29 protein-coding genes and 1 tRNA gene are annotated in these 24,964 nt (G+C 56.9%); 18 read left to right on the top strand and 12 right to left on the bottom strand.

Annotated features, from left to right (window positions below; translation table 11 throughout):
* The first annotated feature begins 1 nt into the window (after position 1).
* Positions 2-337 carry an ArsR/SmtB family transcription factor gene (locus tag V8J85_RS18970; protein WP_339955353.1) on the top strand — a complete coding sequence of 112 codons (336 nt, stop codon included), beginning with the start codon at positions 2-4 and terminating at the stop codon, positions 335-337.
* On the opposite strand, the gene V8J85_RS18965 is transcribed toward V8J85_RS18970, so the two are convergent.
* From V8J85_RS18965 to uxuA, 3 genes are all read right to left on the bottom strand, one after another.
* The gene (locus tag V8J85_RS18965) at positions 318-542 is read right to left on the bottom strand and encodes a hypothetical protein (RefSeq protein WP_339955352.1); all 225 of its coding nucleotides are present in this window, start codon (positions 540-542) and stop codon (positions 318-320) included. The genes V8J85_RS18970 and V8J85_RS18965 overlap by 20 nt on opposite strands.
* Positions 539-1,672, bottom strand: a complete 1,134-nt coding sequence (locus tag V8J85_RS18960) for an aromatic ring-hydroxylating oxygenase subunit alpha (protein ID WP_339955351.1) — start codon at positions 1,670-1,672, stop codon at positions 539-541. The genes V8J85_RS18965 and V8J85_RS18960 overlap by 4 nt, the downstream gene beginning before the upstream one ends.
* A gap of 101 nt (positions 1,673-1,773) precedes the next feature.
* Positions 1,774-2,973 carry a mannonate dehydratase gene (gene uxuA / locus V8J85_RS18955; protein ID WP_339955350.1) on the bottom strand — a complete coding sequence of 400 codons (1,200 nt, stop codon included), beginning with the start codon at positions 2,971-2,973 and terminating at the stop codon, positions 1,774-1,776.
* A 107-nt stretch (positions 2,974-3,080) separates the two neighbouring features.
* Between uxuA and V8J85_RS18950 the strand changes: the two genes are divergently transcribed.
* The 8 genes from V8J85_RS18950 (at position 3,081) to V8J85_RS18915 (ending at position 9,771) form a co-directional block, all read left to right on the top strand.
* Positions 3,081-3,911, top strand: coding sequence for a tryptophan 2,3-dioxygenase (locus V8J85_RS18950; RefSeq protein ID WP_339955349.1), 831 nt, complete (start codon positions 3,081-3,083; stop codon positions 3,909-3,911).
* Positions 3,908-5,113, top strand: coding sequence for a kynureninase (gene kynU, locus V8J85_RS18945; RefSeq protein WP_339955348.1), 1,206 nt, complete (start codon positions 3,908-3,910; stop codon positions 5,111-5,113). The genes V8J85_RS18950 and kynU overlap by 4 nt, the downstream gene beginning before the upstream one ends.
* A 90-nt stretch (positions 5,114-5,203) precedes the next feature.
* The gene (locus V8J85_RS18940) at positions 5,204-6,100 is read left to right on the top strand and encodes a metal ABC transporter substrate-binding protein (RefSeq protein ID WP_339955347.1); all 897 of its coding nucleotides are present in this window, start codon (positions 5,204-5,206) and stop codon (positions 6,098-6,100) included.
* 9 nt (positions 6,101-6,109) lie between these two features.
* Entirely contained in the window at positions 6,110-7,000 is an 891-nt protein-coding gene (locus V8J85_RS18935) for a manganese/iron ABC transporter ATP-binding protein (protein ID WP_339955346.1), read from the top strand.
* Complete coding sequence (locus tag V8J85_RS18930; RefSeq protein ID WP_339955448.1) at positions 7,000-7,884, top strand: metal ABC transporter permease; 885 nt, start codon at positions 7,000-7,002, stop codon at positions 7,882-7,884. The genes V8J85_RS18935 and V8J85_RS18930 overlap by 1 nt, the downstream gene beginning before the upstream one ends.
* Positions 7,884-8,726: a metal ABC transporter permease gene (locus V8J85_RS18925; protein ID WP_339955345.1), complete on the top strand. Its 843-nt coding sequence runs from the start codon at positions 7,884-7,886 to the stop codon at positions 8,724-8,726. Before V8J85_RS18930 ends, V8J85_RS18925 begins: the two co-directional genes overlap by 1 nt.
* Before the next feature lie 62 nt (positions 8,727-8,788).
* Positions 8,789-9,193: a hypothetical protein gene (locus tag V8J85_RS18920; RefSeq protein WP_339955344.1), complete on the top strand. Its 405-nt coding sequence runs from the start codon at positions 8,789-8,791 to the stop codon at positions 9,191-9,193.
* 107 nt (positions 9,194-9,300) lie between these two features.
* A complete protein-coding gene (locus tag V8J85_RS18915) occupies positions 9,301-9,771 on the top strand; it encodes a Dps family protein (RefSeq protein WP_339955343.1) in 471 nt (156 codons plus the stop codon).
* A 35-nt stretch (positions 9,772-9,806) separates the two neighbouring features.
* On the opposite strand, the gene V8J85_RS18910 is transcribed toward V8J85_RS18915, so the two are convergent.
* The 3 genes from V8J85_RS18910 to V8J85_RS18900 are packed head-to-tail and all read right to left on the bottom strand — an operon-like array spanning position 9,807 to position 12,852.
* On the bottom strand, positions 9,807-11,321 hold the full coding sequence (locus V8J85_RS18910; RefSeq protein WP_339955342.1) for a tripartite tricarboxylate transporter permease: 1,515 nt from the start codon (positions 11,319-11,321) through the stop codon (positions 9,807-9,809).
* A 3-nt stretch (positions 11,322-11,324) separates the two neighbouring features.
* Entirely contained in the window at positions 11,325-11,807 is a 483-nt protein-coding gene (locus V8J85_RS18905) for a tripartite tricarboxylate transporter TctB family protein (RefSeq protein WP_339955341.1), read from the bottom strand.
* 58 nt (positions 11,808-11,865) lie between these two features.
* Complete coding sequence (locus tag V8J85_RS18900; RefSeq protein WP_339955340.1) at positions 11,866-12,852, bottom strand: Bug family tripartite tricarboxylate transporter substrate binding protein; 987 nt, start codon at positions 12,850-12,852, stop codon at positions 11,866-11,868.
* 146 nt (positions 12,853-12,998) lie between these two features.
* Between V8J85_RS18900 and V8J85_RS18895 the strand changes: the two genes are divergently transcribed.
* The 4 genes from V8J85_RS18895 to lpdA all read left to right on the top strand — a co-directional run bounded on the left by V8J85_RS18895 (position 12,999) and on the right by lpdA (position 15,954).
* Positions 12,999-13,544, top strand: a complete 546-nt coding sequence (locus V8J85_RS18895) for a L,D-transpeptidase family protein (RefSeq protein WP_339955339.1) — start codon at positions 12,999-13,001, stop codon at positions 13,542-13,544.
* Positions 13,541-14,086, top strand: coding sequence for a hypothetical protein (locus tag V8J85_RS18890; RefSeq protein WP_339955338.1), 546 nt, complete (start codon positions 13,541-13,543; stop codon positions 14,084-14,086). The genes V8J85_RS18895 and V8J85_RS18890 overlap by 4 nt, the downstream gene beginning before the upstream one ends.
* Positions 14,083-14,496 carry an MAPEG family protein gene (locus V8J85_RS18885; protein WP_339955337.1) on the top strand — a complete coding sequence of 138 codons (414 nt, stop codon included), beginning with the start codon at positions 14,083-14,085 and terminating at the stop codon, positions 14,494-14,496. Before V8J85_RS18890 ends, V8J85_RS18885 begins: the two co-directional genes overlap by 4 nt.
* A 69-nt stretch (positions 14,497-14,565) precedes the next feature.
* Positions 14,566-15,954, top strand: a complete 1,389-nt coding sequence (lpdA, locus tag V8J85_RS18880) for a dihydrolipoyl dehydrogenase (protein WP_339955336.1) — start codon at positions 14,566-14,568, stop codon at positions 15,952-15,954.
* Here lpdA and V8J85_RS18875 read toward each other — a convergent pair whose 3' ends face one another.
* Entirely contained in the window at positions 15,955-17,019 is a 1,065-nt protein-coding gene (locus tag V8J85_RS18875) for a sterol desaturase family protein (protein WP_339955335.1), read from the bottom strand.
* A gap of 206 nt (positions 17,020-17,225) precedes the next feature.
* Between V8J85_RS18875 and V8J85_RS18870 the strand changes: the two genes are divergently transcribed.
* Positions 17,226-18,113: a TerB family tellurite resistance protein gene (locus tag V8J85_RS18870; protein ID WP_339955334.1), complete on the top strand. Its 888-nt coding sequence runs from the start codon at positions 17,226-17,228 to the stop codon at positions 18,111-18,113.
* On the opposite strand, the gene V8J85_RS18865 is transcribed toward V8J85_RS18870, so the two are convergent.
* Together V8J85_RS18865 and V8J85_RS18860 are read right to left on the bottom strand one after the other, a co-directional pair.
* A complete protein-coding gene (locus tag V8J85_RS18865) occupies positions 18,110-18,760 on the bottom strand; it encodes a GntR family transcriptional regulator (protein WP_339955333.1) in 651 nt (216 codons plus the stop codon). The genes V8J85_RS18870 and V8J85_RS18865 overlap by 4 nt on opposite strands.
* A 31-nt stretch (positions 18,761-18,791) precedes the next feature.
* Positions 18,792-19,481 (bottom strand): M48 family metallopeptidase, encoded by a 690-nt coding sequence (locus V8J85_RS18860; protein ID WP_339955332.1) that lies wholly within the window; start codon positions 19,479-19,481, stop codon positions 18,792-18,794.
* Between the two features lie 110 nt (positions 19,482-19,591).
* On the opposite strand from V8J85_RS18860, the gene V8J85_RS18855 reads away from it, so the two are divergent.
* The 3 genes from V8J85_RS18855 to V8J85_RS18845 all read left to right on the top strand — a co-directional run bounded on the left by V8J85_RS18855 (position 19,592) and on the right by V8J85_RS18845 (position 21,826).
* Positions 19,592-19,921, top strand: a complete 330-nt coding sequence (locus V8J85_RS18855) for a TIGR02300 family protein (protein WP_339955331.1) — start codon at positions 19,592-19,594, stop codon at positions 19,919-19,921.
* Positions 19,922-20,091: 170 nt separating this feature from the next.
* Positions 20,092-20,167, top strand: a tRNA-Ala gene (locus V8J85_RS18850).
* 258 nt (positions 20,168-20,425) lie between these two features.
* A complete protein-coding gene (locus tag V8J85_RS18845; RefSeq protein WP_339955330.1) occupies positions 20,426-21,826 on the top strand; it encodes a site-specific integrase in 1,401 nt (466 codons plus the stop codon).
* A gap of 76 nt (positions 21,827-21,902) precedes the next feature.
* Here V8J85_RS18845 and V8J85_RS18840 read toward each other — a convergent pair whose 3' ends face one another.
* Both V8J85_RS18840 and V8J85_RS18835 read right to left on the bottom strand, forming a co-directional pair.
* On the bottom strand, positions 21,903-22,151 hold the full coding sequence (locus V8J85_RS18840) for a hypothetical protein (protein ID WP_339955329.1): 249 nt from the start codon (positions 22,149-22,151) through the stop codon (positions 21,903-21,905).
* Positions 22,152-22,280: 129 nt separating this feature from the next.
* Complete coding sequence (locus tag V8J85_RS18835; RefSeq protein ID WP_339955328.1) at positions 22,281-22,718, bottom strand: hypothetical protein; 438 nt, start codon at positions 22,716-22,718, stop codon at positions 22,281-22,283.
* 127 nt (positions 22,719-22,845) lie between these two features.
* Between V8J85_RS18835 and V8J85_RS18830 the strand changes: the two genes are divergently transcribed.
* Complete coding sequence (locus V8J85_RS18830) at positions 22,846-23,112, top strand: helix-turn-helix domain-containing protein (protein WP_339955327.1); 267 nt, start codon at positions 22,846-22,848, stop codon at positions 23,110-23,112.
* Positions 23,113-23,860: 748 nt separating this feature from the next.
* On the opposite strand, the gene V8J85_RS18825 is transcribed toward V8J85_RS18830, so the two are convergent.
* Entirely contained in the window at positions 23,861-24,808 is a 948-nt protein-coding gene (locus V8J85_RS18825) for a recombinase zinc beta ribbon domain-containing protein (protein WP_339955326.1), read from the bottom strand.
* Positions 24,809-24,964 lie beyond the last annotated feature (156 nt).

The raw sequence follows: 24,964 nt of genomic DNA, 5'->3' as shown, positions 1-24,964 counted from the left end.
AATGACCAAGCATCTCGATTCCTTTTTCTCAGCCATGGCCGACCCGACCCGGCGTGCTGTGATCGAACAGCTGGCCAAGGGTCCTGCCAGCGTCAGCGCGTTGCACGAACCGCATGCGATGGCGTTGCCAACCTTTATGCGCCATCTCAAGGTGCTTGAAAAATCGGGTATCGTCAGATCGGTCAAGCGGGGGCGGGTGCGGACATGCCATATCGACCCCGAACCGTTGGTGAAGGTGCAGGGTTGGCTGGCCTGGCAGCGCGAGATTTGGGAAAACCAGCAGGCATCCGATGGCCCCGCAGAGGGCTGTCCCGGGATCACGCCCGTCGGTGGTTGACCAGCCGCTGGTGTAACACGTCGGTCCGGTCATCGCCGGCTTCGAGGGCAAAGACGTAGGCTTGCGTAAGAAAGAAACAGGCTGCGTCTATATCGCCTGTGTGTTCGTGTCGGTCGGCAGCGTTCGTGTAGAGCCCGATCAGGCGGGCGGGATCCCGCAAATCATGGGCGCAAAGGATCGCGGTGTTCAGGTCGGCATCGTTCACCCGCGGTTCGCCATCTGGCGCGCCACCCAATCATGGAAGTTGTGGGTCGGCCCGTCCATGACAGGTGAAAAACGCCCACCATCGAACTTGATTCCGTGCCGCCCCCGCTGCATGCCTTCAACGACGAAGAGGTCTTCTTCGAAGACGCCGCGCCACAGATCGGCGTTCTTGTCCTTTAGATCGTTGTCAGCCGCATCGTCCGCATAAAACAGTGCGACATGTTCGACCGTCTGATCGCAGCTTTTGGGTTCCAGCACTATGGCGAAGGTGTGATCGCGTTGCACGCCCAGTAAGACGTTGGGATAGACGGCGATGTATTCGGCGCCCTCGTTCCATTTGTCGGGTAGCCCCGCGAAATCGGAAAATATCTTTCCGTCATCGCAGAGCTGTCGGTAGACCAGCGTGCCTTGGCCCGAAAACTTGCCGGGTGCGGTGATATTGTAGTGATCCTCTAGCCGCGAATAGGTGTTCAGGCCGGGATGAATCCACGGCAGGTGATAGCTTTCACAATAATTTTCGACGGCGAGTTTCCAGTTGGTCGCGACATCCAGCGCGAAATAAGATGTTTCTCCGCCAAAATGCAGCGGTTGATCGAATTCCCGCCATCGGGTCAGCAGGTCGGCATGCACTTTGGTGAAGGGCGGTGCGCTACCGTCGATATTTGCGAAAACGACGCCCTGCCAGACATAGCTGGCGATTTCGATCAGGCCCAGCGTAGACATGTCGATGTCTTCATGTCGGTTATGTCCGGGCCCGCCCACATGCGGCGTGGACTTCAGCGTGCCATCCAGGTCATAGCACCACGAATGGTAAGGGCAACGGATCGCGCCGCGGATTTTGCCGGGTGTGTCGACCAGGATCATGCCGCGGTGCCGACAGGTATTCTGGAAAACCCGGACGACACCGGCCCGGTCGCGCAGGATCAAAAGCGGCATGCCGAGGAAATCGACCGGTTTCGCATCACTGGGTTCCGCCACATCATGTGCAAAGCCGATCCCGGCCCAGTTGGCGAAAAGCAGACGGCGTTTTTCCGCGTCGAATACGGCTTGGTCGATATAGTGCGCGTTTGGAAGGCCCCGCGCCCTGTTGATGGGTTGCATGACGGGGCCAAGTGGATCGTGGCTGTTCATCAACGGACCTCCCACAACTTTCGCTTCCGCATCGATTATGGGTGGGTTTGCCCCGATCCGTTTTGCGGAAAGCGACCTTTGGCCGGTTTGTGATGTCGGGGTCAGGCCAGTGCGGTCATGATCCCGCGCAATTCAGCCAGCCCGCGCATGCGCCCGATCAGCGGATAGCCGGGTTGGGTATTATCGCCGACATCGCCCAGAAGTTCATGGCCGTGATCCGGACGCATCGGGATTTGCGCGTCGGCGCGACCTGCCGTGGCACGCCTGCGCTCTTCCGCCAGAAGGGCCCGAATGACGGCGACCATATCGGTGTCGCCTTCCAGATGCGCGGCCTCTACAAAGCTGTGGCGCCCACCGATCATCGGCCCCTCTCGGCGCGTGTTCCGCAGATGTGCAAAGTGGATGCGATGACCCCAATCGTGGATGAATGCGGGGAAATCCACGTTTTCGGTCACACCCATAGAGCCGGTGCATAGGGTGATGCCGTTGTCGGGGCTGTCGACGGCGCGCATGATCCGGATGTAATCATCCGTGGTCGACGCGATGCGCGGCAGGCCAAGCAGCGGGAAGGGCGGGTCGTCCGGGTGGCAACAGAGGCGCAGACCCAGACGTTCCGCCACCGGGACAACGGCTTGCAGGAAAGTGATCAGGTTCCCGCGTAGTCGGTCGCTGTCGATATCCGCATAGCGGGCCAGGTGTTTGCGGATATCCGCAAGTGTCCAGCTGTCATTCGCCCCCGGCAGCCCGGCGATGATGTTGTGTTGCAAGCGTGCGGCGTCGTCGGTGGTCATGGCCGCATGTCGGGTATCGGCTGCAGCGATCACGCCGTCAGGATAGTCCGCGGTCGCAGCGGCCCGACGTAAAATATGCAGATCGAAAGTGGCGAAATCGACGAGATCAAAGCGCATCGCCGTCCCGCCTGTGGGCAGCGGGGCACGCAGGTCAGTTCGTGTCCAATCCAGGACCGGCATGAAGTTATAGCAGACCACCCGCAATCCGGCAGCGGCGAGGTTTTGCAGACTGGTGACGTAGTTGCCGATATGTTCATACCTGTCCGGGTCGCCGGACTTGATCGCCTCGGACACGGGCAGGCTTTCCACGACCTCCCACGCCAGATCGGTTGGTTTGCCATCGGGCAGGATCGTGATCTCTTGCTGCCGCTTCGCAATTTCATCGACGGTCCAGATGTCACCGGTTGGCAGATGGTGAAGGGCTGAGACGATGCCCTCTACGCCGACTTGCCGGATATCACCGATCGTGATCTGGTCTTTGGGCCCGAACCAGCGCCAGGTTTGTCGCATCCTCGATCTCCGTTATGTAGGCGGCACGAAACACCGAGGTGTGTGGAGTGTACAGTGATAAATCAGGCGGATACGGTCGGGTCGACAACCATAGATCAGGAGCCAGTATGACCGCTTACGACCCGGCCAAGGACGGCGCGCAAATGTCGTTTGCCAGCGACATGAGCTATGCCGACTATCTATCGCTGGATCCGATCCTTGGGGCGCAGAACATGCGCTCGGACGCGCATGACGAGATGCTGTTCATCATTCAGCACCAGACCTCGGAATTGTGGATGCGGTTGGCGTTGCATGAATTGTCCACCGCGCGTACCCATCTGATTGCCGGAGATTTTCCGCCCGCCTTCAAGATGCTGGCGCGCGTTTCGCGCATTTTCGAGCAGTTGAACAATGCCTGGGACGTACTGCGCACCATGACGCCAAGCGAATACACTGCCTTTCGCGAAGATCTGGGGGCCTCATCCGGTTTCCAATCGCATCAATACCGGCTGATCGAATACATCCTGGGCAATCGCAATACGGCGATGATGAAGGTACATGAACATCGGCCCGAATTGCATCGGATGCTGGGGCAGGAATTGCGGACGAAATCGCTGTATCATGTGGCCCTGGACAATTTGGCGCAGGCTTTGGGAATGTCGTTCGATCCAAGTATTTGCCGGATGGATGGCCCGCACCAAGCCGATGATACGGTGATGCAGGCGTGGACCCGGGTTTATCGGGACCCCAACACGTATTGGACGCTATACGAGCTGGCGGAAAAGCTGGTCGATCTCGAAGATTACTTTCGCCGGTGGCGGTTCAACCATGTCACGACGGTGGAGCGGATTATCGGGTTCAAACGCGGGACGGGCGGAACATCGGGCGTGAAGTATCTGCGCCGGATGCTTGAGGTCGAACTGTTTCCCGAACTTTGGAACATGCGGGGGCAACTATGATGAAGGACGCAGCGCAGACATTACCGATGAAGGACAGGTTCGATCTGCCGGAGGGCATGATCTATCTGGACGGCAATTCGTTGGGTCCCTTGCCGCGTGCGGTGCCAGATCATCTGGCCCGTGTCGTGGCCGATGAGTGGGGCGGGCATTTGATCAAGGGTTGGAACGTAGACGGCTGGATGGCGCAGCCGATGCGCGTCGGTGACAAGGTTGCCCGGTTGATCGGCGCGCCGGACGGATCGGTGACGATGGGTGATACGCTGTCGATCAAGGTCTACCAGGCGCTGTCGGCGGCGTTACAGATGCGGTCGGACCGCAAGGTCATCCTGTCCGACAGTGGGAACTTTCCCACGGATTTGTACATGGCCCAAGGCCTGATCGCGCATCAGGATGCACGCCACGAATTGCGTGTCGTCGCACCAGAGGACGTCGTGGAGGCAATCACCGATGACGTCGCGGTCGTCATGCTGACTCAGGTCGATTATCGCACCGGACGGATGCACGACATGGCCGATATCACGCGCCGCGCGCATGATGCCGGAGCGATCATGCTGTGGGACCTGGCGCATAGCGCCGGGGCTGTGCCTGTTGATCTGGCGGGGTGCGGTTGTGAAATGGCGGTCGGTTGCACCTATAAATACCTCAATGGTGGCCCCGGAGCACCGGCGTTCATCTATGTGCGCCCCGACCTGGTTGGTCGGATCGATCCGGCCTTGTCCGGCTGGCTGGGCCATGACGCGCCTTTCGCGTTCGAGCCCGATTATCGCCCCGCGCCAGATATCGCGCGGATGCGCGTCGGCACGCCGCCTGTGCTGCAGATGTCGGCGCTGGAAGCGGCGTTGGACGTCTGGGACGGTATCGATATGCAAGACGTCCGCGACCGCAGTATCGCGTTGAGCGAGTTGTTTATCGCAGAGGTCGAGGCGCGCTGTCCGGACCTGACCCTGGCCAGCCCGCGCGATGTAGCGCGAAGGGGATCGCAGGTATCGTTCGCGTTCGCGCAAGGCTATGCCGCCATGCAGGCCTTGATCGCGCACGACGTGATCGGAGATTTTCGCGCCCCTGACATTATGCGGTTCGGCTTTACGCCGCTTTACATCGACGAGGGCGATGTCGTCCGGGCGGTCGATATTCTGGCGGATGTGATGAACGATAGGCTGTGGGATCGCCCGGAATATCAGCGGAAATCGGCGGTCACGTAACCTTTATTGAGAATCATTCTCAATTTCCTTGACAAGTTGCGAGTGATTTGCATTTACATCAGCGAATGAAATTGCCGTATGGGGAAATCGATGCGCTTTGTGATCGTCAAACTGGTTGCCGCTTTGACGCTTGTGCTGCTGGCCACCGGGGCCTCAGCCGACCGCATGAAGGTCGTCACGACCTTCACGGTCCTTGCCGATATGGCGTCGAACGTTGCCGGTGATGCGGCGGATGTCGTGTCCATCACCAAACCGGGTGCTGAAATCCATGGCTATCAGCCCACGCCGCAGGACATTGTCCGCGCCAGTGATGCCGATCTGATCCTGTGGAATGGGATGAATCTTGAATTATGGTTCGAGCAGTTTCTGGCGAACCTCGGTGACGTCCCCTCGGTCACCGTCAGCGACGGCATCGACCCGATCTCGATCGCCGCGGGCAGTTACGAAGGCAAGCCCAATCCGCATGCCTGGATGGGTTTGGATAACGCACTGATCTATATCGACAACGTGGCGGATGCCTTCGCCGAACGGGACCCAACCAACGCCGAGGCATATCTGGCCAACGCCGCTGCCTACAAGGATGAGCTACGCGCGACGATCCAGCCGCTGCGCGATGCGATCGCGAAGATCCCCGCCGATCAGCGCTGGCTGGTTACCTGCGAAGGGGCTTTTAGCTATCTCGCCCGCGATTTCGGGATGCAGGAACTGTATCTTTGGCCGATGAACGCCGATCAGGTCGGTACCCCGCAGCAGGTCCGTGCGGTCATCGACGGGGTGCGCGACAACAATATCCCTGTTGTCTTCTGCGAAAGCACCGTCAACACTGCCCCTGCCGAACAGGTCGCCCGCGAGACGGGGGCGGCATATGGCGGTGTCCTTTATGTGGATTCTCTCAGTGAGGCCGACGGCCCCGTGCCTACCTATCTGGACCTTCTGCGCGTCACATCACAAACCATCGCGGATGGACTGACCGCCGCAACCAACTAGGTTTGCGATATGATGCAGAAACAGGTGAACCTTTCGACAGATACCGCCACCCCCGCCGGCGGTATTTGCGCGCGTGATGTGACAGTCACCTACCGTAACGGGCATACTGCATTGTGGGACGCCAGTTTCGACATCCCGCGCGGGACCATTACTGCGCTTGTGGGCGTGAACGGCGCGGGCAAGTCGACGCTTTTCAAGGCAATCATGGGCTTTGTCCCGGCCGCCAAAGGGACGATCCGTATCCTGGACCTGACGGTCAAGGACGCTCTGCGTCAGAACCTTGTGGCTTATGTCCCGCAATCAGAGGACGTCGATTGGGCTTTTCCTGTTCTGGTCGAAGACGTCGTGATGATGGGGCGCTACGGGCATATGGGGTTTATGCGCAGGCCAAAGACAGCGGATGAAGCCGCCGTTGATCAGGCGTTGAATCGGGTCGGGATGCAGGATTACCGCTATCGCCAGATCGGCGAGCTTTCCGGCGGGCAGCGCAAGCGTGTTTTCCTCGCCCGGGCCTTGGCGCAAGACGGGCAGGTGATCCTCCTGGACGAGCCGTTCACCGGCGTCGATGTGCAGACCGAGGATCAGATCGTGGCACTCCTTCGTGAACTCCGGGATGAGGGCCGCGTCATGCTCGTTTCGACCCACAACCTCGGCTCGGTCCCTGAATTTTGCGACCGGACGGTGCTGGTCAAAGGGACCGTCCTTTGCCACGGCCCGACCGAGACCACCTTTACCCGCGAAAATCTTGAAAAAGCGTTTGGCGGCGTTCTGCGCCACTTTACCCTTGGCGGCGATGCGCTGCATGATGATGAGGACGCGCGCGCCATCACGATCTTAACCGATGATGAGCGGCCATTGGTGCAATACGACGACAAAACGCAAATCACGGACCGCGAATGATGGCCGTGTTGTGGGAGCCCTTTACCTATAATTACATGCTCAATGCCATGTGGGTCTCGGCCCTTGTCGGCGGGGTCTGCGCGTTCCTGTCCGCTTACCTGATGCTGAAAGGCTGGTCCCTGATCGGCGACGCGCTCGCCCATTCCGTCGTACCCGGGGTCGCGGGGGCGTACATCCTTGGATTGCCCTTCGCGCTGGGTGCGTTCATCGCGGGTGGGCTGGCGGCGGGGGCGATGCTGTTCCTGTCCGAGCGCTCGGGGTTGAAAACAGACGTCATCATCGGCCTGATTTTTACGTCTTTCTTTGGACTTGGCCTGTTCATCGTGTCGATCAACCCGGTCGCCATTTCGGTCCAGACGATCACGATGGGGAACATCCTTGCCATCACGCCCGGCGATACGCTGCAGTTGGCCATCATCGGATTCATCTCGCTTGCCGTGTTGTTGGCGAAGTGGAAAGATCTGATGGTCACCTTCTTTGACGAAACGCACGCGCGCACAATCGGGCTGCGGCCTGACCTGTTGAAAGCGGTTTTCTTCATCCTGCTGTCGGCCTCTGTCGTCGCCGCAATGCAAACTGTCGGGGCCTTCCTTGTCATCGCCATGGTCGTGACACCCGGGGCAACCGCGTACCTTCTCTGCGACCGCTTTCCGCGGTTGATCGTGACATCCGTCATCATCGGGGCCACCACAAGTTTCGCCGGTGCCTATATCAGTTATTTCCTTGATGGGGCGACGGGGGGTATCATTGTTTGCCTTCAGACACTGATCTTTCTGCTGGCCTTTGTCTTTGCGCCAAAACACGGGCTGCTTGCGGCCAAGCGGAAAGCGCGTGCCGCTGTCGCACAACCTAAAGCAAAGCCCATCATCGAGCGGACGGTCTGATGCCCGACCTGCTGCTGCCCTTCCAGTTTCCGTTCATGCAAAACGCCTTTCTGGTCGCCCTGGTCGTCAGCGTTCCGACCGCTTTGCTCTCTTGTTTCCTGGTCATCAAAGGCTGGGCGCTGATGGGCGATGCGGTCAGCCATGCGGTGCTGCCCGGGGTGGTGGCGGCCTATATATTTGGCATTCCGCTGATTATCGGCGCTTTCATTGCGGGCATGATCTGCGCATTGGCAACGGGGTATCTCGCGACCAACAGCCGGGTGAAACAGGATACGGTGATGGGCGTCGTCTTTTCGGGCATGTTCGGGCTGGGGATCGTACTGTATGTATCGGTCGACACGAATGCGCATCTCGACCACATCCTGTTCGGGAATATGCTGGGGGTCGATATCGGAGAGCTTTGGCTGGCGGGGATCATCGCGGCAGGTGTCAGCCTTGCCCTGATCCTGCAATGGAAAGACCTGCTGTTGCATAGCTTCGATCCGGCCCAAGCCCAGGCCTCGGGCCTGCCGGTCAACATGTTGCACTACGGGCTTCTCAGCGCCTTGTCGCTGACCATCGTCGCGACGCTGTCGGCGGTTGGTCTTATCCTTGCCATCGGCCTTCTGATCGCGCCGGGGGCGATCGCGTTCCTGCTCGTGCGCCAATTCGCGACGATGCTTTGGGTGGCGGTGCTTGTCTGTGCGGGGTCCATGATGCTTGGTACCTATGCCAGCTTCTATATCGACAGCGCACCGGCGCCGACGATCATCCTGGTCATGACCATCATCTTTATCGGCGCCTTCATCCGGCGGCAGGCTCTGACACGTCGCGCGTCGCGGTTGATGGTCAGGAGAGCATGACTTTCCTTGCAAGGTATTTCTGATTAATATAGTCAGGTTAGTATATTGCTTTGCAAGGTCGCATGATGGTTCAGCCAGTTCAAAAAATCGCTCTGCCGGTCGCGCCCCAATTTTCGGCGGATGATCGGCTGGAAGAATTGCGAGTAACGGCGCTTAGGTGCCGTGCGGCACCACGGCAAGACCTGTTCAAGGCCTGCGCATTGTTATCGACCGACCCGGACGTCGCGCAGGAGGCGTACGCACGCGCGCTCGTGAAATCCCTGCGACTCGCCCTTGATCGGAAAGTCACCTTTTATCGCCCCGGTACGGCACAAATGTCGTTCGATGAGACATGGGTGATGCGGGCCATCACCTGCGCGCAGCAAGGTGATACGGACAGTTTCGCTTTCCTTATCCGGTCACGTGTACCGCATATATACCAACGCCAGATCGCTTATCTGATCAATGGCGTTGCACACAAACTTTAGAATTATTCTAAAAATCACTTGGCTTTTTACGATGCCGCTATATTTATGTTTTGCGAGCCAGCACGACATGCCAGCCAGCCTTGCAGAATAGAAATTGGAGAGTTGGAATGACCCAGACCGCCATCGCCCTGACCCCTGACGCCAAAGGCGAAATCGCCGAGGCACTGAACCAATCCGTGGCGGAAACCGCGGTGACGACGATGCTCGCGCAGAATTTCCACTGGAACGTGACCGGCATGGCATTTGGACCGCTGCACCAGCTGTTTCAGGACATATACGAAGATCACTTTACGGCCCAGGATGACCTGGCCGAACGTATCAAGGCCGTCGATGCCCATGCCGAAGGCACACTGGCGGGTATGATCAAACGTTCGAAAGTCAGCGAATACGAAGGCACGGCGAGCGACAAAGAGATGATCAAGATGATGCTCGAGGCGCAGGAGACGCTGGCAGGGACGCTTGCCGGTTGTGGCGAATTGGCGGCGAACCACGGCGACACGCTAACCGAGGACCTCTGCATCGCGCGCGGGCAAACCCACGAGAAATTCGCGTGGTTCCTGCGGTCGCACTTGCGGTGAGGCAGAGGCCCCGGCCCTGAGCCGGGACCTTGCCATCAATCCCCGTCCGCAATACCTGAGGCCCGCAGCCGCGCCCGTCGGGCGCGGTAGCTGGGTAGAACCACCAAGAACACCGCAATCAGCAGCAGGCCCAATGTCATGGGCCGCTCCCATACGAACGACGCCCCATCGTAAAGCTGCATCGATCGCGCAAAGTTGTCCTCCAGCATTCTCCCCAGTATGAAGCCGATCAGCAGCGGCGCGAGCGGGTAATCCGCGAACCTGAGCGCAGTCGCACAGACGCCAAAGCCGACCAAGATCAGCAATTCCGTCGCATTGTTCTGCCCGATATAGGCGCCCATCAGCGTGAAGAACAAAATGAACGGGATCAGGAAATTGCGCGGCACTGCCAGTACTTTGGCAATGTAGGGGATCAGCGGCAGGTTCAGGATCAGCAGGACCAAATTGCCGATGAACATCGACATGATGACGGCCCAGAATACCTGCGGCTCGTCTATCATAAGGCGCGGGCCGGGCGTGACGTTCAGCGCGATCAGGGCGCCCAACAGGATTGCCGTCGTCCCGGACCCCGGGATGCCCAGTGTCAGCAATGGCACGAACGAACCGGTGCAGGCGGCATTATTGGCCGTCTCTGGCGCGGCCAGGCCCTTGATCGACCCTTTGCCGAATTCGTCCTGTTCATGTTTGGGCGCGATGTTCCGCTCGACCGCATAGCCAAGGAAGCTGGCGATCGTCGCGCCGGCACCCGGCAGGACCCCGATAAAGAACCCCTGCACCGATTGACGTCCGATGACGGGTGCGATGGATTTCGCTTCGGCCCGGCTGATCCGCAGATCCTTGATATCATCGCTGCCGTCGCCCTTGGGAATCTTGGGTTTCAACACCAGAAACAGCGCCTCTGGCAGCGCGAACATCGCCATGGCGAGCGTGATGAAGCCGAACCCCGATTGCAGGTCCATGATCCCCATCGTGAAGCGGGGCAGGTTGAACAGCGCCCCTTCGCCTACGGTCGCCATGATCAGGCCCAGCACGGTCATCATGATCGCCTTGGCCACCTGACCCGTGCCCGCAAAAGCCGCGATCGCGGAAAGGCCTACAACCATAAGCGCGAAATACTCGGCGGAGTGAAACAGCAAGGCGACCGACGACAAGGCCGGTGCGAAGATCATCAGCAACAAAGCCCCGATCGTTCCGCCCGCGAAACTCGCGATGGCGGCGATGGTCAGCGCTTTGCCCGCCTGACCATTCTTGGCCATCGGATAGCCATCGAAACTGCTCGCCACAGTTCCCGCCACACCGGGCGCGTTCAGCAGGATTGACGAGGTCGACCCGCCAAAGATCGCCCCGTAATAGACTCCAGCCAGCAGGATCAACGCCGCTGACGGATCGCCCAGCGATATCGCCACCGGAATCATGATCGCGATGATCGACATTGGCCCAAGGCCGGGCAGCATCCCGATGAACGTCCCGATCAGACAGCCGCCGATGACCATCAGGATATTTTGAATGGAAAAGGCCGTTTGCAGGCCGATCAGCAATCCTTCTAGCATGGCCTATCCTCCCAGAAAGCCGGGCAGGGGGCGCATGTAGATGCCCAACACCTCTTGCACAAGATACCAGACCACCAGCGTGGCAGTCAGGGCGATCGGGATCATGAAATGCCATTTCCGTTCGCCCAGAATGAACGATCCGAGGATCAGGAACGCGCCGGTCGAGATGATGAAACCCAAAGGGCGCAGGCATAGGGCGTAGGCCGCCATCAGGCCGAGCAAAAGCACGGCCTGCCCGATGTGATAGTCGCCCAACCGGCGATAATCGATCTCGCCGACTTTCTGTTCACCCTTTTCAAGGCCCAGCAGAATGACCAATGCCGTGATCACCGCAATTACGGATAAAACCTTGGGGAATGTGCTGGGCCAGATCGGATTGCGCTGCATGAACGGGGCCAGCCCGGCATCCATCGTGAACCACGCTGCATATCCATAAGCCAGACTGATCCCCAACAGGATCAGCGCGATCCAGCGATCGAGTGCCATGATGTCCTCCCCCCAAACGAAAAACGGCGGGGCCTGCGCCCCGCCGTTGAAAGAGCCCTTAGAGGAATCCCAGCTTTTTCATCAGATCGCCGATGACCTGTTCCTGCTCCTCAAGGAACGCCAGGAAATCATCGCCGGAATTGTGGATGTTGACCCAGCCGTTCCGGGCGCGGACCTCTTCCCATTGCGGCGTATCATACATCTTGGCGATAGCATCCTGATAGGCGACCAACTGCTCTTCCGGCAGACCCGGCGCACCGAAGAAACCGCGCCAGTTCACAAAGGTCGTATCGATCCCCTGTTCCTGCATGGTCATCGCATCCGGGGCGGCATCCACGCGCTCATCCGCGGTGATACCGACGATTTTGACTTCGCCTGCATTGGACAGGTCAATCGCTTCTGACAGGCCGGTCGAAAGCGCCGCGATCTCACCCGACAGCAACGCAGCCATGGCTTTCCCGCCCGCATCATAAGCGATGTATTTCACATCCAGCGCATCGCGGCCCGCAGCCTCCATGACCATCGCGGCAACCAAGTGGTCCATCCCGCCAGGGACGGAACCGCCACCGATGGCTGTATTCGATGGATCGGCATCGTAAGCAGCCAGCAAGTCCTCCATGGAGTTGATCGGGCTGTCCTTGCCCACGACGATGGCTGCATAGTCACCGATCGTGCCGGATACCAGCGTCAGGTCCCGGAAGTTATGCGGGAATACGCCCGTCAGCGACCGGATCACGATGGGGGTCGAGTTGACCATCAGCGTGCCGTAATTGCTTTCGGCGTTTTCGATCAGATAGCCGATGGCCTTCCCGCCACCGCCACCAGACATGTTTTCGTAAGAAGCGCTGCCGACAAGACCCGCCTCGGTCAGGGCCTCGCCCGTGCCGCGGGCCGTGCCGTCCCAGCCACCACCGGCACCGCCGGGGATCAGAAAGTGGATGCTGTCCAGCACCTGATGGCCATCGGCCTGTGCTGTTCCGCCCATGCCCAAAGCGGCGATAGCGGCTGCCATAAGGGCGCGACGGCCCATGGTGAATGTCGTCATGTTTTTCCTCCCATTTGGCGGCGTCTGCGTTGGACACCGCTCTTGTATCGGCGATCATGCCAATCTCTTTCCGCGGTGTCACGTCACAAAATCACGTTGCGCGTCAGATGCTTTCCCTTCGCGCGTGATCATGCGACATCAGAAGCATGAGGCGGATTATCAAAGCAATTTTCGTGATCGTTCTGATTGGTGTCGGCACGGCGGCTTACACGCAGGTCATGATGCGGATCGGGTCCGGGACGCCGCCTGCGATGGCCGCAGCCGATGAACGGGCCGACGCGATCCATGTGGATAAAGACAAGCGCATCCTGACGCTGTTGCGGGATGGCGAGGTGATCAGAACCTACCCGATTTCCATGGGGGCCAATCCCGTAGGACATAAAACGCAGGAAGGGGACGAACGCACCCCGACCGGCGCCTATGAGATCGACTGGCGCAACGCCAATTCCATCGCGCATCTTTCGCTGCATATCTCGTATCCGAACGCCGACGATGTCGCGCAGGCACAGGCGCGGGGTGTTTCACCCGGCGGCAACATCATGATCCATGGGTTGCCGAACGGCTGGGGCTGGCTGGGGCCGTGGCAAACCAGATGGGACTGGACCGATGGATGTATCGCGGTAACGAATGCAGAAATGCGCGAGATCTGGGCACTGGTTCCGGACGGGACGCCGATCACGATTGACGAATGACATTGGAAGCCGCCTACCAATCTGCCGTTGCCCGGCGACGCGGCTTTCGGCTACCCGGTTATCGGACGCTGGCCGATGCGGGCGTGGATGGAAACTGGGTGTCGCCGATCCAGATGACGTCAGGCAACCTTACCGGGCCGATGTTCATATCAAAGGATTGGCTGGACTATCCATCGACGCTGCGGCATCGGGATGTCCTGCGCAAAGCCGGACGTCTGCCGAACAATCCATTTAACAAAGTCATGGACAAGGTCCTCGTTCGGGCAGGGCTGACACGCGCCGATATCTACATCACGCCAATCTTTCACCTGCTCACCGCCAGCCGATCCTCGGTCATCCCGCCCGCCGATGCACGCGCGTCCTTCGAGGCAGTCGTTCAACACGAATTGATGGGCAGGCGGCCCATCGCGTTGGGCACAGACGCGGCCCGCGTCTTGCACCATTTCGGGATCGCGCATATCAGAACCTTGCATCCGTCTGCCCGCACGGGCAGCTTTGATGAGAAAGCCGATCAAATCAGCGAGGCATTGCTGGCCGCATGACACCCGAACTGACCGTCCTTGCGCTGGCTGGCCTATGGCAGGCCGTTCAATTCGTTCTTATGGCTGTCCCGTCCAACCTTGAACTGGGCACGGGAAAAACACTTGGCGCACGCGACCCAGACCGCCTGGGCCAACCCATCATCGAACAGGTCAGCCCCAAGACCGGTCGCTTGATCCGCGCGATGAACAATCATTTCGAAGCACTGATCCTTTTCACGATCGCCGTGGTGGTCGTCACTTTGGGTGATCGCGGAACGGGCTTCACGGCTGCCTGCGCCTGGGCCTATCTGGTTGCGCGGGTCCTTTATGTTCCGGCCTATTATTTCGGCCTTGCCCCGTGGCGATCGCTGATCTGGTCGGTTGGCTTTCTCGCAACCATCCTGATGTTCCTGTCGGCGCTGATCGAATGAAGAGTCCGATGCAATTCCGATGGGTTTCCGACGCAAATCCGACCCGCCAAAATGGCCAAAGGAGTATCCATGTCCAGCTATGATGTCATCGTAATCGGTTCCGGCCCCGGCGGCTATGTCTGCGCGATCCGCTGCGCCCAACTTGGCCTGAAAACGGCCTGTGTCGAAGGGCGCGAAACGTTGGGCGGGACCTGCCTGAACGTGGGCTGCATCCCCTCCAAGGCACTGCTGCACGCGACCCATATGTTGCACGAGGCAGAGCACAATTTTGCGACGATGGGCCTGAAGGGCAAGGCGCAGAGCGTCGATTGGAAACAGATGCTGGAGTACAAGAACACGACCATCGGGCAGAATACCGGAGGCATCGAATTTCTGTTCAAAAAGAACAAGATAGACTGGTTGAAGGGCTGGGGGTCCATTCCGGAAGCAGGTAAGGTCAAAGTTGGAGATGAGGTGCACGAGGCCAAGCACATCGTCGTGGCATCCGGATCCGAGGCGTCATCGCTTCCGGGTGTCGAGGTCGATGAGAAGACGGTCGTGACGTCGACCGGTGCGCTCGAGCTGCCGAAGGTTCCGAAAAAGATGGTTGTGATCGGCGCTGGTGTTATCGGCCTCGAACTGGGCTCGGTCTATGCCCGCTTGGGCGCCGAGGTCGAAGTTATTGAATACCTTGATGCGATCACGCCCGGCATGGATGCCGAGATTGCACGGCAATTCCAGAAAATGCTGACAAAGCAGGGGCTTAAATTCACACTCGGCGCCGCTGTCCAGGGTGTGGAGGTCAAGCGCGGCAAGGCGACGGTCAGCTATAAGCTGCGCAAGGATGACAGCGATCATGAGATGACGGCCGATACGGTTTTGGTGGCCACAGGACGCAAGCCTTACACCGATGGTCTCGGCCTCACCGACCTCGGAGTCGAGGTGTCTGAACGCGGTCAGATCAAAACCGACGCGCGCTATGCCACCAATGTCAAAGGTATCTACGCCATTGGTGACGTCATCGATGGCCCGATGCTGGCCCACAAGGCCGAGGATGAGGGCATGGCCGTGGCCGAAGGTATCGCGGGTCAGCACCCGCATGTGAATTACGGCGTCATCCCGGGCGTGATCTACACCCATCCCGAGGTCGCCAATGTGGGTGAGACCGAGGAAAGCCTGAAAAAGCAGGGGCGGGCCTACAAGGTGGGTAAATTCCCCTTCATGGGTAACGCACGGGCAAAGGCGAATTTTTCAGGTGAAGGTTTCGTAAAAATCTTGGCGGATAAAGACACCGACCGCGTTCTTGGTGCGCATATCATCGGGCCAATGGCCGGTGACCTTATCCACGAGATTTGCGTTGCCATGGAGTTCGGCGCCGCCGCCGAGGATCTTGCGCGCACGTGTCACGCGCACCCCACATATTCCGAGGCAGTCAGGGAAGCCGCGCTTGCCTGTGGTGATGGGCCGATCCACGCTTGATTACGAATTGATGGTATCGGCTATGCCCGCTTTGTCGTCCTCGCGCGGTGTTTCGGCGATCGTCAGCGGTTTGCCCGCCTTGAGCTTGCGATAGATGTTGCGGAATGGGATCGTGTACAGACGCCAGATCGACGTGTATTCATCCTCGGCCGCGCCGTGAATGCCGAATTTTACGTCTCGGTCGTCGTCCGGCATGTGGTAGGTTTTGAACAGCACATCCCATAGTGGAAAGATGAAAGCGAAGTTTTTGTCGAGGTGATCGGGGTGGCAGCTGTGATGGACGTGATGATGGGCGGGTGACGGAAACACCATGGACCATCGTCCGGGCCAGCGGAGCCAGATATGCGAATGGCGCAAGTGATAACCGCCCAGATTGAACAGAAACGACATCAACGGCGCGCCCAGAAGGACGGGCATGTTAGGCAGATAACCCAATGTCGTGTTTACCCCGCCGACGATCAGACCCGTCACCAAGCCGACGCCGATCGTATACGCCACGTTGTCGAACGGATGTTCCCGGAAATTCGAGATCGGATGCATGACCTCGGGGCTGTGATGCACCTTGTGAAACTCCCACAGGATAGGGACCCTGTGTTGTAGATAGTGGATCGAATAGGCCGTCAGATCGACCAGTGCGACCACGACGAACATGTAAAGAATCGAGATGATGACATCGCCGCCATCGGGCATCTCGGACGCTTTCACGACCTCGAGCAGGCTGTCACCGCCAGTAACCCAACCGTAAGCGAGGATCATGGTGCCGCCCGCCAGACTGATGTAGAGCAGTTTTCCAAGGAAGTGATTGACCACGAAATAGCGCAGGTCGAGCCAGGCCGATTTGGTTTGCCAAACCTTGCGGGGGAAAAGGAAGCCCAAGAAGGATGAGGGCGTGTCCTTGGCCGTTCGGGCGCTCAACCGGTAGACGAAAAATGCGATCAGTGCCCCGCTCACTATGTACAACCAAAACAGGCGGCTCGACGAGTCGAAGGGTTTGTCGACGAGCGACCAGAACCGATCGTTCATCAATGCGAAAAATCCGTTCAGATAGCCGCTGATTGTTTCCATGCTTAAGCTCAAACCGGGTTTGTAATGGTTATGTCGCTTAAAGCGCAACACTGTGGCGATATTTCAGCGCAAATTGGGCGAATATATTACTGACTTCACCTCACGTCACGTTATCAAATGCCTAAGACATACACTTAAACCAACACAACTCCGCCACATTTATTTCTTTTACAGCAAATGTATCGAGTGAGACGTCCGGGATATCAATGAAACATCTGCTAATCGCTTTGCTGATGCTATTCGGCATGGTTGGGCCCGTACATGCCCTGACGCTGGAAGATGTGCGTGACTTCTCGATTTCGGAGTTCTACGCGGATTTGCTGGTCAATGATCTGGAATTCGTGGCCCCGACCAAGATTCCCAGCGACAATGACGGTTTCATGTCGCTGTGCTATCGGACGCGCGGTATTCAGATATGGGGTTATCAACTGACCGCCGACATCCAGGGCTATGTTCTGGCCAGCGATGGATGTCGCGGCACAGCCGGGGCCGAAATGCGCCCTTTCAGCACCGAGCAGATGATCACCGCCCAGTCGACGCCGTTGAACCTGATCGATCCGAGCATCCCGGCGGAGGCGGCCAACGATCTTGACCGCAATTTGCGGAACTACGGATTCCCGATCGCGTTCGCGCTTATTCTCGTGGCGATCATCATCAACCGATTGCGGTCGCTTTTGTCGCTGAACCCGAATGCACCGATGCGCAAGAAAGCGGCCAACCGAATACTGACGGCGCTGTGTCACGCGGCGAAATGCGATGGTCTGGTATCTTCGCGTGAAATCAAGCTTATCGGGCGGACAATGCAGCGCATGACCAAACAAAATTATGCCGCCAACGAAATCATGCGGATTTCCGACCGCGCCAAGCTGAACCTGTCATTGCAGGACTACATCAATTTTGGAAAGGGGCTGCGGGATCGTGAAAAGGACATGATGTTGCAGGGCGTGCTATACATCACCATGGCGGGTGATCGGATGCTGCCCGCCGAATACGAATTCGTCACCAGCCTTGCCCACGGGTTGGGTATGCCGGCGGAAGACTTCAGAAGGGTTTTGTACCAGGCCTTTGAAGACAAGGAAATCAACCCGTCTTAGCCTTTCAGCATCCTTAGCCCTTGCGTGACGTCCGTACGGACAGCCAGCCGTAAGCCGGGTTCATCACCAGCCTTGAGCGCAGCGAGGATAAGGCGGTGATGGGTTGGTGGCTCTGTCCGGTTCAGCCGCCCATAAAGCGCCCGCATGGTCGGGCCGAGCTGCAGCCAAACCGTTTCGGCAATGGCAAGGATCGCAGGTGCCTGGGCCCGCAGGTAAAGCGTGCGGTGAAATTCGAGGTTCATGCGGATGTAGCCGCTGGCGTCGTGGCGGGCGACCATCTGGCTGACGCTTTGGTTGATCGTCTCCAACCGTTCGATCAGTGCGAAATGGGCACGCGGCAGCGCGCGCGACGCCAGTTCAGGCTCGAGAAGGGCGCGCAGCGTGGCCAACTCTTCGATCCGGTCATTCGACAGTGCAGGGGTCGATACCCGACCGGATGAAGAGAGTGATAGCGCGCCTTCGGCGACAAGGCGGCGCACGGCCTCGCGTGCGGGCGTCATCGATACGTCGTAGAATTTCCCGATGCCGCGCAGGGTCAGCGCCTTGCCTGGATCGATTTCACCGTGCATGATCCGCGTTCGCAAAGCGCGATAGACCCGCTCATGGGCGGCAGATGTCGGATCGACTGGGCGGGGTTGGATGATCATGCGGGTTTTGTGATCACACAATGCTCGCCCGTCAATCATCAAAGGCAATGCGATGCAGCGTATCCCCGTAGACGCGCAGCCAATGGCGGTGCGTTTCGTGATCCGGCATCAGGCCTGCCACCACCGACCAGAAGGCCGCGGAATGGTTCATCTCGACGAGATGAGCGACTTCGTGTGCGGCAACATAATCAAGAACTGCGGGTGGCGCCATGATCAGGCGCCAAGAGAACATGAGCGCACCTGCCTGCGTGCAGGATCCCCAGCGTGACCGGGTGTCACGCAAGGTCAGGCGGGTGTAGGTGCGACCCAAGGATGCGGCGTAGCGGTCCGATGCTGACGCCAAGGTGTCGCGCGCTGCCATCTTGAACAACGCTTTGACCTGGACGCCGGCGGCGGCGCCGGATCGGATGAGAATTGCGTCGGCTGAGATCTGTGCACGGCCGTTCCGCAGGGTCTGCACGGGCAGGTCCCGCCCCCGAAATGGGATCGTCATCCCGGGCGCAACAGCGGCTGCTGGCCCGACCTCTGCCAAGTGCTGCCGCAACCATGTTTCGCGCGATCGGAGAAAGCTGATCCCCTCGCGTTCGGGCGAAAACGAAGGGATGGTCAGCGTCACGCGCCCATCCAGCCGCGATACGCGCAATGATAACCGTCGTGCCCGCGCAGACCGTCGCATCGTCACGTCGATCGGGGGGTTGCCTTCCAGTCTGTGACAGCCCATATGCACCTTTCTTCACCGCCGCATGCCAAAGCCTTTGACACCTCAAACCGCTTATGGCAGGTGGCACCGATCACCCGCAAGGGCATGACCAAGATTCGAAGGGATAGCCAATGCCAAAGGAAGAATGGGGCACGAAACGTCTTTGCCCCGAGACCGGCAAACGCTTTTATGATCTGAACGCGAGCCCGATCATCAGCCCCTATACCGGCAAGGAAGTCACCGTCGATACGGGCAAGACCCGGACGATGGTCGCCGATGCCGAGGACGCGCAGAGCAAGAAGGCCAAAGAGGTCACCGAAGAGGATGATCTGGTGCTGGATGATGACGACGACGACGCAGATGATGTTGATCTGGGCGATGACGTTTTGGATGATGACGATGACGATGATACGGTGTCGTTGGACGAACTGGCGGAAGTTGCCACGGATGATGAGGACTAAAGCGTTAAGCGAAAGACCCATATCACATAACATTTTCTGAAATCGGAGATTTCAGCGCCATACGTGATAAATGACATTTCGGTCATTTCGTCAAACGCCATAAATCATCGGCCGGTGCGCGATTTTCACTTGATCTCGCCCGGTGCGCTGCATAGACAACAGCGCATTGTGGGGCCTTAGCTCAGTTGGGAGAGCGCTTGCATGGCATGCAAGAGGTCAGGGGTTCGACTCCCCTAGGCTCCACCATATCTCTTAAAAACAATGACTTAGATACTTGAATGTCTGGTGTTACACATAGGTGGAACACAACAGATGAAGATTGCATCTTATGTAAGTCCTTCAAGACATGGGATTTATTACTTCCGGTACCCCTTACCCAATGCCGAACCGGAGACTACTAGGAGGTCAGTTCGCCTATCTTTGCGGACACGCTGCCCTCAAAGGGCTAGAGCGACTGCAAGATATCTGGCATCCATTGGGCCACTGGTGCATGGAAACATTGACTTGGCAAAGCTACGACAAGATGAAATCCGTAAGACGGTTCGCAAGTGCTTCAAAGACTTACTCGCCAAGTATCTAGAGGTGCTGGATAGCGATGGGATGCCCAAGGAACGTCTTGCGGCTCTTGAATGGACACGATCCGCTCATGTTGAAGCATTGGGTGAGGATGGTTTTGCTGAAATTTCAGATGAAGAACTAAGCGGCTTAGGTGCCAAAGGAAGCGGTGTCTTCTCAGACGATGATTGGGATGACAACTATCCGCGTATCCAACGTGAGAGACGCCTAGCACACATCGGCATGATTGACGCTGTACTATCTGCTGCAAAGAACCGAGAAAACTACGCCTTCGACGCTGAAACAGATAAGGCCGGTGAGATAGGCGTTCCTACGACTGATGCGGGTCTAAAGCAGGTTATCGTAGACTACATACACGAGCACTCAGGCAAGGATGGTTGGACAGCCAAGACGACAGCAAAAAAGCAGGCGGGTCTCCAAATGCTACTTGAGGTACTTGGTGAAGACGTATCGATAACTTCAATCGATAAGCGTGATGCATCCAAAGTTAAGAAGATATTGCAAGAGGTTCCTAAGAACCGAAACAAGCTCCCCCAAACTCGTCACTTGCCACTGCTAGAAGCAATCAAGGTGGATGGCGTCGCCAAGATTTCGACCGTTACAGTAAATGGCTATATCAGCATTTACTCTGCATTCTTCGATTGGGCCGAGCGAAACGGCTATGTCGAACATAAGTTGTTCAATGGCATGAAAGTGAAGGGCCAAAAGAGCGGCAAACAAGAGAGAAAGCCGTTTGATCCCGAAGCGATGCGGAAGATGCTGCAAGAGTTGACCCAGAATGAGCAAGGTCTGGTCAAGTCAGAGAGCCACAAGTGGGCAACACTCATAGCAATGTTCACAGGCGCAAGGTTAAATGAGATTTGCCAACTGAACATTGCAGACATTGGGATGGAAGATGGTATTCAATTTATCAGCATCACGGACGAAGGCGAAGGGAACAAACGCCTCAAGGCAAATGCCAGCCGCCGCAGGGTGCCTGTGCACCCGAAACTGACGGAGCTTGGCTTCGACGCCTTTGTTGCTGACCGTGCCAAAGATGTCAGGCTCTTTAGCGACTACAGCTACTGCCCAAAGAACGGGCACGGACGCAAGCTAGGACGATGGTTCAATGATCAGCTTGCACCTGCTCTGGGAGTGAAGAGCGAGAGCCACAAATTTCATAGCTTTCGACACACAATGGTTACACGACTGGCGCAAGCGGATGTCCAACAGCCAATCATACAAAGCATAGTGGGGCATGAAAGAGAGGGTGTAACACAGCAGAACTATCTGAGAGAGGGGTACACGTTGAAGCAGCTAAGCGAGGCCCTTCAAAAGTTCGAGGTTTGACAACCCCCTGGCGTAGAACGGAAACATGCGCCAGTATTGCAAGATACCGCGACAAAATGCTTGTCTGGCGATTAGCCTATCTGGTATCTTCCAATACTTCGATCCGTTGGATCAATTCTTCAATCCTTGCATCCATTGCCAACATGCGCTGATTGTCTTCCCGTTCCCGTATGACAATACCGTCAATTCTGTCGCCTTCCGCTCTTAGAAGTGCAGCAAGCCTACTTAGGTTGTCAGCAAGACTATTGATCTGATCTGCGTGTCTGTTGAGGCTGTTAACTTGCTCATTATGCAGGCAAAGAAGCCAATCAAGTTGTTCGTTCACTTGCGCTACCAAAGACTGACTTGAGAAGGTCAATGGGTCTGGGCAGTACGCATATGCCTTACCGGATGCACTTACGGCCAACAAAAGCACAGTCGCAACTCTGGGAAATATGAAAGTCATGCTCAGGCCTCAGAACAGCATTTTGTAAACATTGCCGTTTGTGTCTTCGGCGATGCCATATCCGTTGGCAGTGCCGCTACCAGTGAAGAACTCAATATCAAACCGTGTGTTATCTGTGCAGTTGGCAAAGGCCTGCCCCTTGTTTACGCTTGGAACGTTGCCAACAGTCGTTGAATAACCTGCAATAGAACCGTACTGAGAGAACAGGTTGCTAGAGGTCACACTCGCAAACTGTGGTGCGACAGAGGACCATTTCCCTGAGCAAGCTGCACCGTTTGGCATTGCGAAATTAAAGTTGCCGGTATTGCCAGCTATGCCATCAACTGTGGCGACTAAAGTTGGCACTGGAACTTGCCGGGTCATAGGCCCCGAGATGGGATACAGGTTAGCGGTGGTCGAACATGCAGCCAAACCCAATAACGATACATACAAAAATTGCTTAAACATCAGATTTCTTTCTTAGTAACAGTACGGTAGCACCACCACCGAACCATTGAAGTGACGTATATCCCAAAATGGTATTATCCTGACTTGGGATTAGCCGATTGCCTGCACGCAAGCAATAGGCAGTCCCTTGAACAAGACACTTCGCACACCCGAGCACGTGTATCTTTGCAAAAGGTTAAGACAGGTGCGTCTTAATGCTGGGATGACACAAGCAGGTCTGGCCGAACGGCTGAACAAGCCACAGTCGTTCGTAGCAAAGGTCGAAACACAAGAAAGGCGTCTTGACGTGGTTGAATTCGTCAAGTGGATAGTGGCTTGCGATAGCATTGACGTTGCAAATCATGTGATTACTGGTGTTGCAGATATTGTTATTGGTAAGTCTGGATCAGACTAACAGCGCAGGAAAAACGCAGAAACTTTTTCGTGCGCCCATCTATCTCACGGTTGGTGGCTTTTGCCCCCATGCCCCACGACCTTTCGAGCCAGCCAGCACCCCAGCTTCCTTCTTGGCTCCCTCAAAAAAGCCGCTGAGAGCGTCGTAGAGCGCGATCTTAGACGTTTGCCTACCCTACACCCATACCAAAGCACTTGGCGGGCCTCAAATCGTCTCTCAACGCCGCCAGCCCCAGTTCCAGCCCAAGGCCCTAGTCCACCAGATCACTTAGCGATCTTTGTCCCGATCTATCTCTTTTGAAACCAACGTCCACCAAGGGATATGGCAGATGCGCTCTAACCAGAACCAAATGCACAGAACCAATAAATTTCCCACCTAAATGTGCATACATGCAATTTGCAACCTATAAGACAGAACAAAGTATTGGTATCTGTATCATCCATCGTAGATGGAAATATATTAATAATATCATATACTTAATAATAATATGAGATTGATAAGGTCATACTCATACCATATATATTAGATAATCAGACTATAGATTAGATTATGGGTTCGAATGAGAACAAATAGAAAGAAGTATAGGTAATAAAATACATATATTATATATAGTTATAAAGAATATAGTATCAGGATAAGATATACTTGGTCCATAAAGCTGCCTCAGTAGGCACTTCACAAGAATAAGCCTAGGTGGTACACAGAAGTGCGACACACAGAAGCTAGCACACTAGATTGTACAAGTAAGTCAGTATGTTAGAAATGTGGTGGACCTTCCCCTAGGCTCCACCATCTCGCAATTTTCGGAAAAATATTCGTCTAACACCTTGAACGGAAACGATATTTTGGCGGTTCGATAACCTGTTTTCCGGTGGTAGCGAATAGGCTCTGCAAAAGCCAGCCGCAGGACGGTCTGGCGCAGCGCAAAACTTCCTTTTTGATATATATTCCAAGGACTTGAGAGAAACTCAAGCGCCGGTTCGATAAACTCGCTTTGGTGTCCTTTCGGACCCATGGAATTGTCTGCTTTATCCTGCAAACGCAGTTTCTCACGCTCCAGCTTTTCAATGCGCGATTCATAGGCGGCAATAACGGTTTCGCTCTGCGCATCAACGATGCGATCCAGCATATTCTCGATCTTTGTCTCAACGGCCCTGATTTGGTCAGCCAGTTCCTTTTGTGCGCTCTGCGCCTCACGCAGGCGCATGGCCCAGATATCGTTGAACATGGCTTTGGCCATTTCAATGACCTGTCCGGCAGGCTCTAAAGCGCGTAAAAGCGCCTCCGCCCCATCCTCGATCTTCGCGCGCGAGATAGACTTGCGCTTGGAAGCACAGCCGGGGGTGTCACACAAATAATAAGGATAGTGCTTGTTGCGCCCCTTGGACCAGCACGAGGTCATCGGCTCCCCGCAATCATCGCAAGCCACAAACCCGCGCAATGGAAAGTCTTCATTGATGTCCTTGCGCGCAGGCGCATAGATATTGCCGCGCAGATTGGCCTGAATGCGCTCATAGGTCGCAAAGTCGATCAGGGGGGCATGGTGGCCCTTGCGCAGGGACACGCCCCAGCACTGCGCTTCAACGCAACCCGCATAGACCGGTTTCTGGAGCATCTCTTTCACTTTGGACGGATGCACATAACCGCTCGCACCGCTTTTCGGGAAGCTAGGTTGTGCCTCAAAGAAGCGTTTCACCTCGACTTGCGAGCGGAAGCGGCCACTAGCATAGTGAGGTGCCCCTAGTTTCCTAGACACCCGCCTGTTTTAGTTTGAGCTGTCTTTCTTCGAAGTCAACGGGCGACAGCATGCCGTTGTTTGTGTGCTTGCGTTTCGGATTGTAGAACATCTCGA

The organism is Yoonia sp. 2307UL14-13 (assembly GCF_037572755.1).
GTDB lineage: Bacteria > Pseudomonadota > Alphaproteobacteria > Rhodobacterales > Rhodobacteraceae > Yoonia.
Note: the sequence above shows the minus strand (reverse complement) of the source record. Positions and strands in the feature narration are given on the sequence as shown.

Excerpts from the sequence above, each read along its gene's own strand:
- V8J85_RS18910 (WP_339955342.1), bottom strand. The coding sequence starts at position 11,321 with ATGCTAGAAGGATTGCTGATCGGCCTGCAAACGGCCTTTTCCATTCAA.
- V8J85_RS18855 (WP_339955331.1), top strand. The coding sequence starts at position 19,592 with ATGCCAAAGGAAGAATGGGGCACGAAACGTCTTTGCCCCGAGACCGGC.
- V8J85_RS18875 (WP_339955335.1), bottom strand. The coding sequence starts at position 17,019 with ATGGAAACAATCAGCGGCTATCTGAACGGATTTTTCGCATTGATGAAC.
- uxuA (WP_339955350.1), bottom strand. The coding sequence starts at position 2,973 with ATGCGACAAACCTGGCGCTGGTTCGGGCCCAAAGACCAGATCACGATC.
- V8J85_RS18900 (WP_339955340.1), bottom strand. The coding sequence starts at position 12,852 with ATGACGACATTCACCATGGGCCGTCGCGCCCTTATGGCAGCCGCTATC.
- V8J85_RS18870 (WP_339955334.1), top strand. The coding sequence starts at position 17,226 with ATGAAACATCTGCTAATCGCTTTGCTGATGCTATTCGGCATGGTTGGG.
- lpdA (WP_339955336.1), top strand. The coding sequence starts at position 14,566 with ATGTCCAGCTATGATGTCATCGTAATCGGTTCCGGCCCCGGCGGCTAT.
- V8J85_RS18960 (WP_339955351.1), bottom strand. The coding sequence starts at position 1,672 with ATGAACAGCCACGATCCACTTGGCCCCGTCATGCAACCCATCAACAGG.
- V8J85_RS18835 (WP_339955328.1), bottom strand. The coding sequence starts at position 22,718 with ATGTTTAAGCAATTTTTGTATGTATCGTTATTGGGTTTGGCTGCATGT.
- V8J85_RS18895 (WP_339955339.1), top strand. The coding sequence starts at position 12,999 with ATGAGGCGGATTATCAAAGCAATTTTCGTGATCGTTCTGATTGGTGTC.
- V8J85_RS18970 (WP_339955353.1), top strand. The coding sequence starts at position 2 with ATGACCAAGCATCTCGATTCCTTTTTCTCAGCCATGGCCGACCCGACC.
- V8J85_RS18885 (WP_339955337.1), top strand. The coding sequence starts at position 14,083 with ATGACACCCGAACTGACCGTCCTTGCGCTGGCTGGCCTATGGCAGGCC.
- V8J85_RS18860 (WP_339955332.1), bottom strand. The coding sequence starts at position 19,481 with ATGGGCTGTCACAGACTGGAAGGCAACCCCCCGATCGACGTGACGATG.
- V8J85_RS18920 (WP_339955344.1), top strand. The coding sequence starts at position 8,789 with ATGATGGTTCAGCCAGTTCAAAAAATCGCTCTGCCGGTCGCGCCCCAA.
- kynU (WP_339955348.1), top strand. The coding sequence starts at position 3,908 with ATGATGAAGGACGCAGCGCAGACATTACCGATGAAGGACAGGTTCGAT.
- V8J85_RS18905 (WP_339955341.1), bottom strand. The coding sequence starts at position 11,807 with ATGGCACTCGATCGCTGGATCGCGCTGATCCTGTTGGGGATCAGTCTG.
- V8J85_RS18925 (WP_339955345.1), top strand. The coding sequence starts at position 7,884 with ATGCCCGACCTGCTGCTGCCCTTCCAGTTTCCGTTCATGCAAAACGCC.
- V8J85_RS18890 (WP_339955338.1), top strand. The coding sequence starts at position 13,541 with ATGACATTGGAAGCCGCCTACCAATCTGCCGTTGCCCGGCGACGCGGC.
- V8J85_RS18915 (WP_339955343.1), top strand. The coding sequence starts at position 9,301 with ATGACCCAGACCGCCATCGCCCTGACCCCTGACGCCAAAGGCGAAATC.
- V8J85_RS18930 (WP_339955448.1), top strand. The coding sequence starts at position 7,000 with ATGGCCGTGTTGTGGGAGCCCTTTACCTATAATTACATGCTCAATGCC.
- V8J85_RS18950 (WP_339955349.1), top strand. The coding sequence starts at position 3,081 with ATGACCGCTTACGACCCGGCCAAGGACGGCGCGCAAATGTCGTTTGCC.
- V8J85_RS18865 (WP_339955333.1), bottom strand. The coding sequence starts at position 18,760 with ATGATCATCCAACCCCGCCCAGTCGATCCGACATCTGCCGCCCATGAG.
- V8J85_RS18935 (WP_339955346.1), top strand. The coding sequence starts at position 6,110 with ATGATGCAGAAACAGGTGAACCTTTCGACAGATACCGCCACCCCCGCC.
- V8J85_RS18940 (WP_339955347.1), top strand. The coding sequence starts at position 5,204 with ATGCGCTTTGTGATCGTCAAACTGGTTGCCGCTTTGACGCTTGTGCTG.